Origin of the sequence: Mesorhizobium sp. WSM2561 (assembly GCF_000513915.1) — a bacterium.
Lineage (GTDB): Bacteria > Pseudomonadota > Alphaproteobacteria > Rhizobiales > Rhizobiaceae > Mesorhizobium > Mesorhizobium muleiense.
Genome location: NZ_AZUX01000014.1, coordinates 43,882 through 58,074 on the forward strand (window position 1 = coordinate 43,882; position 14,193 = coordinate 58,074).

General features: G+C 62.0%; 15 protein-coding genes. All 15 read left to right on the forward strand.

Features of this window, described 5'->3' with window-relative positions; translation table 11 throughout:
• Nucleotides 1-79 precede the first annotated feature (79 nt).
• The 15 genes from M727_RS0112910 (at nt 80) to M727_RS0112980 (ending at nt 14,083) form a co-directional block, all read left to right on the forward strand.
• Nucleotides 80-805: an SDR family oxidoreductase gene (locus tag M727_RS0112910; RefSeq protein WP_027153033.1), complete on the forward strand. Its 726-nt coding sequence runs from the start codon at nt 80-82 to the stop codon at nt 803-805.
• An 85-nt stretch (nt 806-890) separates the two neighbouring features.
• Complete coding sequence (locus tag M727_RS0112915; protein WP_156941535.1) at nt 891-1,163, forward strand: Atu4866 domain-containing protein; 273 nt, start codon at nt 891-893, stop codon at nt 1,161-1,163.
• 86 nt (nt 1,164-1,249) lie between these two features.
• Nucleotides 1,250-2,011, forward strand: a complete 762-nt coding sequence (locus M727_RS0112920; protein ID WP_027153035.1) for an NYN domain-containing protein — start codon at nt 1,250-1,252, stop codon at nt 2,009-2,011.
• A gap of 132 nt (nt 2,012-2,143) precedes the next feature.
• Nucleotides 2,144-2,374, forward strand: a complete 231-nt coding sequence (locus M727_RS0112925) for a hypothetical protein (protein WP_027153036.1) — start codon at nt 2,144-2,146, stop codon at nt 2,372-2,374.
• Nucleotides 2,375-2,540: 166 nt separating this feature from the next.
• Nucleotides 2,541-2,801 (forward strand): DUF982 domain-containing protein, encoded by a 261-nt coding sequence (locus M727_RS36350; protein ID WP_051505610.1) that lies wholly within the window; start codon nt 2,541-2,543, stop codon nt 2,799-2,801.
• Between the two features lie 364 nt (nt 2,802-3,165).
• Nucleotides 3,166-3,354: a DUF3606 domain-containing protein gene (locus tag M727_RS0112935; RefSeq protein WP_023797481.1), complete on the forward strand. Its 189-nt coding sequence runs from the start codon at nt 3,166-3,168 to the stop codon at nt 3,352-3,354.
• The gene (locus M727_RS36355; RefSeq protein ID WP_036262205.1) at nt 3,354-3,536 is read left to right on the forward strand and encodes a hypothetical protein; all 183 of its coding nucleotides are present in this window, start codon (nt 3,354-3,356) and stop codon (nt 3,534-3,536) included. Before M727_RS0112935 ends, M727_RS36355 begins: the two co-directional genes overlap by 1 nt.
• Nucleotides 3,537-4,032: 496 nt before the next feature.
• Nucleotides 4,033-4,122 (forward strand): K(+)-transporting ATPase subunit F, encoded by a 90-nt coding sequence (locus tag M727_RS36360; RefSeq protein ID WP_023797479.1) that lies wholly within the window; start codon nt 4,033-4,035, stop codon nt 4,120-4,122.
• A 33-nt stretch (nt 4,123-4,155) separates the two neighbouring features.
• The gene (gene kdpA, locus M727_RS0112950) at nt 4,156-5,859 is read left to right on the forward strand and encodes a potassium-transporting ATPase subunit KdpA (protein ID WP_027153037.1); all 1,704 of its coding nucleotides are present in this window, start codon (nt 4,156-4,158) and stop codon (nt 5,857-5,859) included.
• A 24-nt stretch (nt 5,860-5,883) separates the two neighbouring features.
• Nucleotides 5,884-6,090, forward strand: a complete 207-nt coding sequence (locus M727_RS0112955; RefSeq protein WP_027153038.1) for a hypothetical protein — start codon at nt 5,884-5,886, stop codon at nt 6,088-6,090.
• Nucleotides 6,087-8,180, forward strand: a complete 2,094-nt coding sequence (kdpB, locus tag M727_RS0112960; protein WP_027153039.1) for a potassium-transporting ATPase subunit KdpB — start codon at nt 6,087-6,089, stop codon at nt 8,178-8,180. Before M727_RS0112955 ends, kdpB begins: the two co-directional genes overlap by 4 nt.
• Before the next feature lie 12 nt (nt 8,181-8,192).
• Nucleotides 8,193-8,765, forward strand: a complete 573-nt coding sequence (gene kdpC, locus M727_RS0112965) for a potassium-transporting ATPase subunit KdpC (RefSeq protein WP_027153040.1) — start codon at nt 8,193-8,195, stop codon at nt 8,763-8,765.
• A 46-nt stretch (nt 8,766-8,811) separates the two neighbouring features.
• Nucleotides 8,812-11,562: a sensor histidine kinase KdpD gene (locus M727_RS36365; protein ID WP_036262206.1), complete on the forward strand. Its 2,751-nt coding sequence runs from the start codon at nt 8,812-8,814 to the stop codon at nt 11,560-11,562.
• Nucleotides 11,559-12,251: a response regulator transcription factor gene (locus M727_RS0112975; RefSeq protein ID WP_027153041.1), complete on the forward strand. Its 693-nt coding sequence runs from the start codon at nt 11,559-11,561 to the stop codon at nt 12,249-12,251. The genes M727_RS36365 and M727_RS0112975 overlap by 4 nt, the downstream gene beginning before the upstream one ends.
• A 590-nt stretch (nt 12,252-12,841) precedes the next feature.
• A complete protein-coding gene (locus tag M727_RS0112980) occupies nt 12,842-14,083 on the forward strand; it encodes a CAP domain-containing protein (protein WP_027153042.1) in 1,242 nt (413 codons plus the stop codon).
• Nucleotides 14,084-14,193: the final 110 nt, after the last annotated feature.

Sequence of the window (14,193 nt, forward strand, 5' to 3'; positions counted from 1 at the left end):
ATCGCTACAGTGAAACAGATCCATCTTCGTGGCAACCGCTGCATCGCGGTTCGCAGGATCAACCAGACGGAGACGAAACATGTCCCTCAACAAAGTCGTGCTCATCACCGGGGCTTCGAGCGGCATTGGCGCCGCCATCGGCCGGGAGCTTGGTGCCGTAGGAGCAAAGGTCATGCTCGGCGCGCGCCGCACCGATCGGCTGAACGCCCTCGCAGAAGAGATCAGGGCAACGGGCGGGGAGGCACTGACACGCCGCCTGGACGTGACCGACCGCGCCGATGTCGCCGCCTTTGCCGATGCGGCGCGCCAGGCCTGGGGACGCGTCGATGTGATCGTCAACAATGCCGGTGTCATGCCGTTGTCGCTGATGGCCTCGATGAAGGTCGACGAATGGGACCGAATGGTCGACGTCAACATCAAGGGCGTGCTCTACGGGATCGCTGCGGTGCTGCCGGAGATGACGGCCCGAGGCTCCGGCCATGTCGTCAACATCGCCTCCATCGGCGCGCTTTCGGTATCGCCGACAGCCGCGGTCTATTGCGCAACCAAATACGCGGTCCGCGCCATCTCCGATGGCTTGCGGCAGGAGCAGAACGACATCCGCGTCACCTGCATCCACCCCGGCGTGGTCGAGAGCGAGCTCGCCGACACGATCACCGATCCGGTCGCGGTGGAAGTGATGAAGACCTATCGTGCCATTGCCCTGCAGCCCGACGCGATCGGCCGTGCCGTGCGCTTTGCCACCGAACAGCCGGACGATGTCGACGTGAACGAGATCGTCATCCGGCCGACAGCCAGCAAGTAGTCCCATGAAACAGATTTCCATACTTGCCGCTGCCGTGCTTGTTGCCGGCGCGGCCGGCTTATCCGCACAGAAAGGCCTCGCCCGGATGAATATCGCGCAAAATACCGCTGCCCGACCTTCGGCAAGCCACCCCTATGTCGGGATGTGGGTCACGGCCGATGGCCATATCCGCCACAACTTGCTTCCAAATGGTCGCTATGACGAAGCGCGCGGGAACCGTAAGAGCGCATACCAGGGCCGCTATGAGATCCGGGGAAATCACATCGACTACTGGGACGACACCGGCTTTACCGCTGACGGAACGTTCATTGACGGCGTGCTGCACCACGCCGGCATGATTTTGTATCTGGAGAAGTAGATGACGTTCGTATTTCGATAAAAAGGTTTCGCATGGCTCCGCTGCACCATATGTCTCTGGTGCGCAGCCAAAAACAGGGGCTCACCTTGCCGACCGAACCACGTTCTCCACGTCTTGCAGTGCTGATCGACGCGGACAATACCTCGGCCAAGATTGCCGACGGCTTGTTCGAGGAGATCGCAAAGATCGGCGAGGCAAGCGTTCGTCGCATCTACGGCGATTTCTCCAGCACCCGCTCAAAGGCATGGGCGGATGTGCTGTCGAAGCATGCGATCATCCCGCAGCAGCAATTCGCCTACACCACCGGCAAGAACGCATCCGACATCACGCTCGTCATCGACGCCATGGACCTTCTCCACAGCGGGCGGTTCGAAGGCTTCTGCCTGGTGTCGTCCGACAGCGATTTCACCCGCCTTGCCGCTCGCATCAGGGAGCACGGAATCGACGTTTATGGATTTGGCGAGCAGAAGACGCCGGAGAGTTTCCGGCAGGCATGCCGCCGGTTCGTATACACCGAGAACCTGCTTCCGACTGCGCCAGCCAACGCGAACGATGCGGCGCCGACGAAGTCCTTGCAGCCGCCCAGCGCCGCGACGCCGATCATCACCAGGGTCATTTCACAGATGGGAACCGAGGACGGCTGGGTGCCGCTCGGCATTGTCGGCAATCAGCTCGCCAATCTGGCATCCGACTTCGATCCCAGGACCTTCGGCTTTCGCAAGCTGAGCGATCTCGTGCGCAAGACCAATGCCTTTGAGATCGATCATCCCGAGGGCGGAGCGATGCGCATAAGGGTCAAGCCAGCTGCGAAGAGCCGAGAGAAATCGAAGTCGGCAGCATCGCGCTGAGCCCTGCAAAAAGGTAGCTGTCCCAGTCCGATTGGTGTCAGATTGGCCTCTGGTCGGACCACAATTTCGCTGGCGAAAACCACCATTCGGCGTATTATTCTCGTGGCAGAGAGTTCATGGCGGAGGAGGCCAATGGACATCGTTTCGAGAGCGCCTGTCGTTGACTTGCCGGCCCATGAACTCGTTTCATCTGCGCTTTCAAAATTCCGCGCCGGCGACACCATATCGACCAGAGCCGCAATAGATACCATCCGCCGGGCAGGCCCAGCTTGTACGGACAGCGACGACCAACTGGTCGAGCTTATTGTCATGACCGCAATTGGCAGGACCATGGGGATCGTGTTCGACCATCGGTGCCGCTAATGCACATCGCCCGGCCCGCAATTGGCTTGCGCACTGTCTAAAATGAGACTGGCGCATAAGCCACTCAGTAACCATGAATTGTGATCGGGATGGATCGCGCCATTCGCTATCGGAACGAATAATGCGGCTGCGCCGTTGCTGTCCTTGGAGTCAAGGATTGGCGGCAATGCGTGATGAACAGTTCGACGTTCCGGTGACGATCGAGAGCGAACGCACCGGACGCCGGCTTTCTGTGACGAGGACGGTCCAGGCGGCCTCGCTTCTGGTCGACAAATGGCCAAACGAAAAGCGCGGGCCGAAATATCGCGCGGCCTTGAAAGCCATGATGGATGCGATGGAGCAGCGGCGGGCGGTTGGCACTGCGCGGCGGGCATTCACGGCGGCCGCCAAGGAAGCCCATGTGTTTGTGCGCGAAGGCCGGCATTAAAGCGCGTCACGTCTGAAGAACTCGATGCGACGTGCTCTTGGTTGTTTTTATGCATGTCGTTGTGCCAAAACCGCTACGCACTTTTGGGCGACATGCATTGCTCCTGTTTATGCATGTCGTTGTCCCAAAACCGCTGCGCACTTTTGGGCGACATGCATTAAGGAACCTCACGAAATCTCCGCCGTTATGCTCCAGGTCTAAGAGACTGTTTCGAAAGTCGCTCCGGCGAGTCATATGGTGGTGGTTTCGAGAACCGGAGCGCAGCGGACGTTCGGGTCCGTGAGCACCGGAAGCGCAGAAAACGCCATCAGATGGCCGCCGGAGTAGACTTTCCAAACAGCCTCTAAGTGAGGAGAGAACTGCCATGCCAGACGACAAGACCAAGACCGACAACCGCGATCGCTCTCAAGTAGCCGGCGACGAAGACTATGAGGTGAGGCATCTCGCCGAGGAAGCCGGCATCACTCCCGACCAGGCTCGCACGCTGATCAAGCGCCACGGCACCGACCGCAAGGTGCTGAACGAAATCGCCAAGAGCATAAAGGCATTGTGATGGCTGACAAACGGACCGCAATGGCCGATCGGAAGAAACGCGAACCGGACGACAAGGAGGCCCTGCGCCTGGCCGAGACCACCGACGTTTCGCCCAACCAGGCGAAGGATCTGATGCGCAAGCACGGCAAGGACAGCGCCAAGGTCGAGAAGGAAGCCAAGAACTTCAAGGCCGAAGGCTGAGCAGCCGATTTGGCGGAGCGCGTCCGCCCTCGACTTTCCCGCATCAGCTTCGCACGCGCCAGCCATTCGCACGCCGGACGACAGCCGCATTCCGTTCTTCGATGAACTGGGCGGGAAGCGGGCGTATGCGGCGAAATCGTTGATTTTCAGTGGCTCCGCACCGGTGCACGACTTGTCTTCGAGCGCCGCGCAGAGAACCGCGACGGCAAATCCTTTATAGGATTCTTATTTCTTTCCTCTTCGCCACGTCTCGAACCTTTATGGGGTTTGGATCCATATTCCGTCGGGAAGGACACATCTCGGTCGCCATTATCATCGCGACAGAGTGTCTTCACATGACTTCAACGCTGCCCGGCTGCAGGCAAGCCAGTGCAAAAACGAAAATAAGGAACAGCTCCGATGGACATCATCGTTCTCGGCATAGGGTTTTTGTTTTTCGCCCTGTTCTTCGCCTTCGTCAAAGCCTGCGACAGTCTTTAGGCGGAAGGACCGCAACATGCTTGTCGACTATATCCTCGGTGGCGCTGTGACCCTGTTCCTTCTCGTCTACCTGACATACGCCCTCATTCGCCCAGAACGTTTCTAACGGCAACTGGCGCAGGCACGGAAGGCTATTTCAATGACTTTCAACGGATGGATGCAGATCCTCGTCTATTGCGGGATCGTCGTTTTGCTGGTGAAGCCGCTCGGCGGCTACATGTATCGCGTTTTCAGCGGCGACCGCACATTCCTCTCGCCGATTTTGGGTCCTGTCGAGCGCAGCCTTTATCGCATCTCGGGGACCAGCGAGCGTGAGGAGCAGCACTGGACCACCTATGCGGCGGCCTTGCTGTTCTTCAACCTCGCCGGCTTCGTGGTGCTCTACGCCCTGCAACGGCTGCAAGGCAGCCTGCCTTACAATCCGGCCGGCATGAGCTCCGTCGAACCCGGGCTCGCCTTCAACACCGCCGCCAGCTTCATGACCAACACCAACTGGCAGAACTACGGCGGTGAAAGCACGATGTCCTATCTCGTGCAGATGGCCGGCCTCACCGTGCAGAACTTCCTGTCCGCAGCGACCGGCATCGCCATCGCAATCGCGCTGATCCGCAGTTTCACCAAGGCCTCCGGCAAATCGATCGGCAATTTCTGGGTCGATATGACCCGGTGCACCCTTTACCTGCTGTTGCCGCTCTGCATGGTGCTGACGCTGGTCTATATCTATCTCGGCATACCGCAGACGCTCGGCGCTTATCTCGACGCCACAACCCTGGAGGGCGCGCGGCAGACGATCGCGGTCGGGCCGGTTGCCTCGCAGATCGCCATCAAGATGCTCGGCACCAATGGTGGCGGCTTCTTCAACGCCAATGCCGCGCATCCCTTCGAAAATCCCGACGCGATCTCGAATCTGATCCAGATGGTTTCGATTTTCGCCATCGGTGCGGCGCTGACCAACGTCTTCGGCCGCATGAACGGCGACCAGCGCCAGGGTTGGTCGATCTTGACTGCAATGGGCGTCCTGTTCATCGCCGGCGTCGCCGTCTGCTACTGGGCGGAAGCATCAGGCAATCCGCTGGTGCATGCGCTGGGCATCGACGGCGGCAACATGGAAGGCAAGGAAACGCGCTTCGGCATCGCTTTGTCGGCGCTGTTTGCGGTGATCACCACCGCCGCGTCCTGCGGCGCCGTCAACGCCATGCATGACAGCTTCACAGCGTTTGGCGGCATGATCCCGATCATCAACATGCAGCTCGGCGAGGTCATTGTCGGCGGTGTCGGCGCCGGTCTCTACGGCATCCTGATGTACATCGTGATCGCCGTCTTCGTCGCCGGACTGATGGTCGGACGCACGCCCGAATATCTCGGCAAGAAGATCGAGGCCAAGGAGGTCAAGATGGCGATGCTCGCCATTCTCTGCCTGCCGCTGGCGATGCTGATCTTCACCGCCATCGCGGTGGTGCTGCCGACCGGCGTCGCTTCGATGGCCAATGCCGGCCCGCACGGCTTCTCCGAAGTTCTCTATGCCTACACCTCGGCTGCCGCCAACAACGGCTCGGCCTTTGGCGGCCTGACCGGCAACACGCCCTGGTACAACATTACGCTTGCCATCGGCATGCTGATGGGCCGCTTCCTGGTCATCATCCCGGCTCTGGCGATCGCCGGCTCGCTGGTCGCCAAGAAGACGGTACCCGCCTCCGCCGGCACCTTCCCGACCGACGGGCCGCTGTTCGTCGGGCTGCTGGTCGGCGTCATTCTGATCGTCGGCGGCCTCACCTTCTTCCCGGCGCTGGCGGTCGGACCGATTGTCGAGCACCTGGCTGGCATCCACGGGCAGACTTTCTGAACCGTCGCACCTTGGATCAATGTCATGTCCTGGCTCGAAACCATACGTCGCAAGATTCGGCATCGACACGATCGGAAACGGGCAACCCCGCCTCCCTTCCCGACCATGTCCACGTTCTTCGGCATTGCGGCAGTCATGATCGTGATCTGGCTGCTGGCCTCCGGGCTTCCGCATCTTCGTTCGGCCTACGATCGATCGGTCACCAACACCGATACTGGAGCCACCAAATGAGCCAGTCCAAATCCGCTGTCATCATGGATGCCCGCATCCTGCTGCCCGCCATCGACGGCGCCTTCAGGAAACTCAACCCGCGCACCCTGATGCGCAATCCGGTGATGTTCGTCGTCGCCGCCGTCTCGGCGCTCACGTCAGTCCTGTTCGTCAAGGATCTCGTCACTGGTGGCGGCGATCTCGGCTTCTCGCTGCAGATCATCATCTGGCTGTGGTTCACCGTGCTTTTCGCCAACTTCGCCGAAGCGGTCGCCGAAGGCCGAGGCAAGGCGCAGGCCGATTCACTGCGCAAGGCTCGCACCGAGACCCAGGCCAAGCTGTTGAGCGGCGACGACCGCACCAGGTTAAAGCTGGTGCCCGGCACCAGCCTGAAGGTCGGCGACGTGGTGCTCGTCGAGGCCGGCGACATCATTCCATCGGACGGCGAGGTGATCGAAGGCGTCGCTTCGGTCAACGAGGCGGCGATCACCGGCGAATCCGCTCCGGTAATCCGTGAATCCGGCGGCGACCGTTCGGCGGTGACCGGCGGCACGCAGGTTCTGTCCGACTGGATCCGCGTGCGCATCACCGCGGCCTCCGGCCACACCTTCCTCGACCGCATGATCTCGCTGGTCGAAGGCGCTGCGCGCCGGAGGACGCCCAACGAGATCGCGCTCAACATCCTGCTCGTCGGCATGACGCTGATCTTCGTGCTGGCGACGGCGACGATCCCGAGTTTCGCCTCCTATTCGGGCGGCTACATTTCGGTGACCGTCCTCGTCGCCCTGTTCGTCACCTTGATCCCGACGACGATCGGCGCGCTGCTTTCGGCCATCGGCATCGCCGGCATGGATCGCCTGGTGCGGTTCAACGTGCTGGCGATGTCGGGCCGCGCAGTCGAGGCGGCGGGTGACGTCGACACGCTGCTGCTCGACAAGACCGGCACGATCACGCTCGGCAATCGCCAGGCGACGGCATTCCGCCCGGTCAAGGGCGTTACCGAGCAGGAGCTGGCCGACGCGGCGCAGTTGGCCTCGCTTGCCGATGAGACGCCGGAAGGCCGCTCGATCGTCGTGCTGGCGAAGGAGAAATACGCCATCCGTGCCCGCGACATGGCAACACTGCATGCCACTTTCGTGCCCTTCACCGCGCAAACCCGCATGAGCGGCGTCGACATCGATGGCTCTTCGGTTCGCAAAGGCGCGGTCGATTCGGTGCTCGCCCACGTCAATCAGTCGACCGTCGCCACGCATGGCACGCGCCCCAGCAGCGACACCGTCCGCGATCTGCAGGCGATCGCCGACGACGTCGCCAAATCCGGCGGCACGCCGCTGGCGGTCGAGCGCGACGGACGCCTGCTCGGCGTCGTCCATCTCAAGGACATCGTCAAGGGCGGCATCAGGGAGCGCTTCGCCGAACTGCGCAAGATGGGGATCCGCACGGTGATGATCACAGGCGACAACCCGATGACGGCAGCGGCGATCGCGGCAGAGGCCGGCGTCGACGATTTCCTGGCCCAGGCGACGCCCGAGGACAAGCTGAAGCTCATCCGCGAAGAACAGGCCAAGGGCAAGCTCGTCGCCATGTGCGGCGACGGCACCAATGATGCGCCTGCCCTTGCGCAGGCCGATGTCGGCGTCGCCATGAACACCGGCACGGTCGCCGCACGCGAAGCCGGCAATATGGTCGATCTCGACAGCGATCCGACCAAGCTGATCGAGATCGTGGAAATCGGCAAGGCGCTGCTGATGACGCGCGGCTCGCTGACGACCTTCTCCATCGCCAACGACGTGGCCAAGTATTTTGCCATCATCCCGGCCATATTCGCGGTCTTTTACATTGCGCCGGGGCAGACAGCAGGCCCGCTGCAGGCGCTCAACGTCATGCATCTGGCAACGCCGCAGAGCGCCATTCTCTCGGCCATCATCTTCAACGCACTGATCATCGTCGCGCTGATTCCGCTGTCGCTGAGAGGCGTCAGATATCGCGCGATCGGCGCGGGCGCGCTGCTCAGCCGCAACCTTCTTGTCTACGGCCTCGGCGGCATCATCGTCCCCTTTGTCGGCATCAAGGCGATCGACTTGGCCATCACCGCGCTTGGCCTCGCATAAGGGATTAAGTCCATGCTCAAGCAAATCAGACCCGCGATCACCATGATCGTTTTCTTCACCATCCTGACCGGCCTGATCTATCCGATTGGCATGACCGGCATCGCCCAGGCCTTGTTCCCGCGCCAGGCCAATGGCAGCCAGATCGAGAGGGACGGCAAGATCGTCGGCTCCGAACTGATCGGCCAGGCTTTTGCCAGCGAGCGCTATTTCCATGGCCGGCCGTCGGCTGCGGGCGACGGCTACAACGCCGCCGCTTCGAGCGGCTCCAATCTCGGACCGACCAACCCCAGGCTGATCGACCGCGTCAAGAGCGGCGCCGGCAGGCTGAAAGCCGAAAATCCGAACCAGCCGGTGCCGATCGATCTGGTCACGACTTCAGGCAGCGGCCTCGATCCGCATATCAGCCCCGAGGCCGCCTATTTCCAGGTCGCCAGGGTGGCCAGGGCCAGGGGCGTCGACGAAGCCAGGGTCAGGTCCCTTGTCGACAGCCACGTGGAGCACCGCGAGCTCGGCTTCATGGGCGAGCCTGTGGTCAATGTGCTGCAGCTTAACCTGGCGCTGGACGAGGCGGCCATCAAGCAATGAATGGTGGGGTCGACACCATCCTTGGCGCCATTCATGATCGACTGTGATGCCGGACGACAGAAGCAACGAGACCAGACCCTCACCCGACGCCCTGCTTGACCACGCGGAGCGGGAGGCGCGCGGTCGTCTGCGGATTTTTCTGGGCGCCGCCCCCGGTGTCGGCAAGACCTATGAAATGCTGATGTCGGGCCGTGCAAGATTGGCCGACGGGGTGGACGTGGTGATCGGCGTCGTCGAGACGCACGGCCGCAAGGAAACCCAGGCGCTGGTCGACGGCTATGAGGTGATTCCCCGTCTCCGGGTCGACTACAAGGGGCCCATCCTCGAGGAAATGGACCTCGATGCCATCCTTGCCCGGCGTCCGGCGCTGGTCCTCGTCGACGAACTGGCCCATACCAACGCGCCGGGCAGCCGCCATCCCAAGCGCTATCTCGACGTTCAGGAAATCCTGACGCACGGCATCGACGTCTACACTACGCTCAACATCCAGCATGTCGAAAGTCTGAACGATATCGTGGCGCAGATCACGCGCGTCAGGGTGCGCGAGACGGTTCCAGACTCCATCATCGACCAGGCCGACGACATCGAGATCATCGATCTCACGCCCGACGACCTGATCAAGCGGCTCGAGGAAGGCAAGGTCTATATCCCCAGTACCGCCCAGCGCGCGATCGAGAACTATTTCTCGCCGGGCAATCTGACGGCGCTCAGGGAACTGGCGCTCCGCCGCACCGCCCAGCGCGTCGACGAGCAGTTGCTGACCCACATGCAGGCCCACGCCATAGCCGGACCCTGGGCGGCCAGCGAACGTGTCCTGGTCTGGGTCGACGAGGATCCGCGCAGCGCGTCGCTTGTGCGCTATGCCCGCCGCCAGGCCGAGCGACTGCGCGCATCATGGCTGGCGCTCTATGTCGAGACGCCGCGTTCGACCAGCCTGTCCGAGCAGGATCGCGACAGGCTCGCGGCAACGCTTCGCCTTGCCGAGCAATTGGGCGGCACTGCCGTCACCATACCCGGTCAGGACGTCGCCACCGAGATGCTGCGCTATGCGGCGGCGAACAACGTCACCCACATCATATCAGGCAAGCCGCGCAAGCCGCGCTGGCGGCAATTGTTCGACGGCTCCGTCACCTATGATCTGATACGCGACGCCGGCAAGATCAGCGTTCATGTCGTCTCCGGCGACGACCAGGCGCAAGTCCAGCCGTCACGAGGTGTCATTCCGGTTCAACCGGCGCGCCTCGACATCAGGCCCTATCTGATCGTCACCGGCTACGTCGTCGCAGGACTGCTTCTCGGGCTGCTGTTGTCGCGCGTGCTCGACGTGCGCAACATCGCCCTTGTCTTCCTCATGTCGGTGCTGGTGTCTGCGGTCACGGCAGGCCTGCGGCCTGCGATATTCGCTTGCATCCTCAGCGCGCTGGCATTCAACTTCTTCTTTCTCGACCCGCTCTATACGTTCAACATCAGCGCTCCGGAAAGCGCCGTCGCGCTCGGCTTCTTCTTCTGCGTGGCGATCATCGCCAGCAATCTGACGGCGCGGGTACAGCGCCAGGCGGTGGCGGCGCAGTCTCGCGCTCGCACCACCGAGGACCTTTATCTATTCTCGAAGAAGCTGGCCGGGACAGGGACGCTGGACGACGTGCTTTGGGCGACTGCCTTCCAGATAGCCTCGATGCTGAAGCTTCGGGTGGTGCTGCTGCTGCCCGAAAACGGCACGATCACGGTCAAGGCCGGCTATCCTCCGGACGACACGCTGGCTGAGGCAGACATTGCTGCGGCGCTCTGGGCCTGGGAACACAACCGCGCCGCGGGGCGCGGCGCGGACACGCTGCCCGGAGCAAAACGTCTCTATGTTCCGTTGCGGACGGGGCGCACCGCTGTCGGCGTCGTCGGCCTCGACAATGACAAGCAAGGTCCGCTGCTGACGCCCGAGCAGCAGCGCCTGCTCGACGCTCTCACCGATCAGGCGGCGGTGGCCATCGAGCGTATCCAGCTGGTCGCCGACGTCGACCGGGCCAAGCTCGCTGCCGAGGCGGACCGCTTGCGCTCGGCGCTGCTGACCTCGATTTCCCATGACCTGAAAACGCCGCTTGCCGCCATCATCGGCGCCGCCGGCACATTGCGGGAATTTGCGCCGGCGCTTCCCGAAGCGGACCAGGCGGACCTGCTGTCGACCGTGCTCGACGAATCGGAACGGCTGAACCGCTTCATCGCCAACCTGCTTGACATGACCAAGATCGAATCCGGTGCGATGGAGCCGAACTACGCGTTCCACTATGTCGGCGATATCGTCGGTTCCGCGCTGCACCGGGCCAGGAAAATCATCGGCGAACACAAGACCGAAATCGATATTCCCGCTGACCTGCCAATGCTGCGGCTCGACCCCGTCCTGTTCGAGCAAGCGCTGTTCAACCTTCTCGACAATGCCGCCAAATACGCGCCGCCAGGTTCGACGATCCGCCTGCAGGGCTGGGCCGACAATGGTTCCGTCATCCTGCAGGTCATGGACGAGGGGCCGGGCATTCCGCGCGCCGATCTGGAGCGCGTTTTCGACACGTTCTACCGGGTGCGCAAGGGCGATCAGGTCCGTGCCGGCACCGGGCTTGGGCTCTCGATCTGCCGCGGCTTCATCGAGGCGATGGGCGGGACGATTTCGGCGGCCAGCAGGACCGACCACTCAGGTGCGGTTTTCACAATCAGGATGCCGGTGCCGACGGAACTGCCCGCGGTCGACGACGACCCCAACGGCGATGACCGAAATGTGGGCGACCCCGACGTGGCTAAATTGGCATGACGAATCTGGACGTCAGGATATTGGTCGCCGATGACGAACCGCCGATCCGCAAGCTGCTCCGCGTCGGCCTTGGCAGCCAGGGCTATGCGATCAGCGAGGCGCCGAACGCCAAGACGGCGATCGAACTCGTGGAAACGGAAAAGCCCGACCTGATCCTGCTCGATCTCGGCCTGCCCGGCATGGGCGGCCACGAATTGCTGCGCAAATGGCGGGACGACGGCCTGGATGTTCCGGTCGTCATCCTTTCCAGCCGCACCGACGAGGCCGGCATCGTGTCGGCACTTGATCTCGGCGCCGACGACTATATCACCAAGCCGTTCGGCATGAACGAGCTTGTCGCGCGCATCCGCGTGGCGCTCCGCCACAAGTTCCAGCAGCAAGGCGAGAAGCCGGTCTTCCACACCGGCGATCTCACGGTCGATCTGGTGAAGCGCATCGTCATGATCGAGGACAGGGAGATAAAGCTCTCGCCGAAGGAGTACGACATCCTGCGCATCCTCGTGCAGCACGCCGGCAAGGTTCTCACCCACCAGTTTCTTTTGAAGCAGGTTTGGGGCGATTCGACCGACGTGCAGTATCTCAGGGTCTATGTGCGGCAGCTCAGGCAAAAGATCGAGAAAACGCCCGACCAGCCGTGTTACATCACCACCGAAACCGGCGTCGGATACCGCCTGCGCGAAGTCGACTGAAGCGAGGGCCGCGGGCGGGCCCGTCTAACCCCACTGCGGGGCGCGCGTCTACCATCAGCCGCCTGTTGCAGCTGATCCAGCGCTCCACAACCAAGCGTCCCGGTTGCACGGCGAAGCCGACTTGATCAGCTTTTCCTTTAACGATCTTGACAGCGATCGATGGCTTCGGCCACACGGGTCCCTGATGTCCAGGATCGGCGATTAACCATCGGTTGATGGGAGAGGTCGACGCGAGGCGTTCGGGACCGGACCGGGCGCCGTCCCGATCGGGATGCTGGCGGCATGCGGATAAAGGACGAGAGCCCGACCTCTTGCCGGCGCATAGCCGCGGCCGCCACTCCCGCAACTCGTCACGTCCTGGCGCGCACGTCGCGCATCGCGAGAACGCGCATAATTGAATGTCACACTTGCTGGTTGCATTACAATATGAAATTTTGTGTTATCGGATCCCGACAAATTCTCTTTAACAAAATCATGGTTAACAGCTGCTTGCCGCAGGTTAGCCACAGTCGGCTTTTACCAAGCGTGATTGGGGAAATTCTACATCTTGGCGGGACCGTCCAAAAACGAAACAGTGGAGCGACGACCTAATGCCGCAACATAGCGTACATGAACAATATCTACTTGAACTCATCAACGCGGAGAGGGCTAAGGCCGGCGTGCAGCCGCTGGCCTTTGACAATGATCTCAGCGAGGCGGCTGAGGGGCACAGCAGATGGATGCTTGCAACCGACACCTTTTCTCACACGGGGTCGGGAGGGTCCACGCCCACCCAGCGTATGAAGGCGGCTGGCTACACCCTAGCGGGCTCCTGGGCGACAGGGGAGAACATCGCATGGGCTACGACCAGGTCACCGACAGGCTATAATGACGAGATTCTGCTCCTGCACAACAACCTGATGAACTCCCCGGGTCATCGTGCCAACATCCTCAACGGGAACTTCCGCGAGGTAGGTCTTGGATTCGAGGTTGGCGATTACCGGGGGCGCTCCAGCGGTTTCGTGGCGGAGAATTTCGCCAAGACCGGATCAGACCTGTTCCTGACCGGTGTGGCGATCGACGACAAGGACGGGGATAGGTTCTACGATCCCGGTGAAGGTCTATCCGGTCTCACCATCACAGCGAAGAGTTCGACGGGCGCGACGTTTACGACGAAGACCATGGGCGCCGGCGGCTACGACCTCGCGCTCAAGCCGGGCACCTACACAGTAACCTTCTCGGGGGCGGGCATCGAAGCTTCGACGCGCACCGTCTCTGTCGGGAGCAAGAACGTCAAACTCGATCTCGTCGATCCGAAGCAGGGAGTCGTCGCTGCCGTTCAGGATGAACCGGCGGCCGTTTCGGATCCGGCGCCGCAGCAGGATCCAACGCCAACGGCGCAAGCTGAGCCGGCCCCGACACCAACGGCGCAAGCTGAACCGGCCCCGACAACGCCGCCGGATTCTGGGCAGCCGAATTCTGGCTCCCAGTGGCTTGCAACCTTCTTCGGCAAACAGGGCGCAACCTTCCGGTCTGACCAGACCCTGGCCGAACATGAGGAGGCTGAAGGAACGCCTGGCACGGCTAAGGAGAGTGGTGCACAGGTGGCGCTTGACGGCGATAACATCGTGTTTCCACAACTCGGGAACGCTCGGGGCCAACTCGACGACGCTATCGAGCAGGTCCGGGACAATGCGTCGACCGCGCTAGCAAATGCGGGCGATCCGAGACCGGCTTTTGATTGGGCAGAGTATGCACATACGCAAGCGGGCGATGCCGACGCGCTGGCTGCGAAACTCATCGAACAACTGTCTGCGCATAACAACAGCGTGATCGCCGATCAGGCCGCGTAGCCAATGCCGGACGATGCGGGCCTGCAGTTATGGGCCCGCATCGCCTGCTGACGCATGCGGTTGATCGAGGGGACATCAATGTCACAATCTGGTTCAGAGAAGCTCCGCCC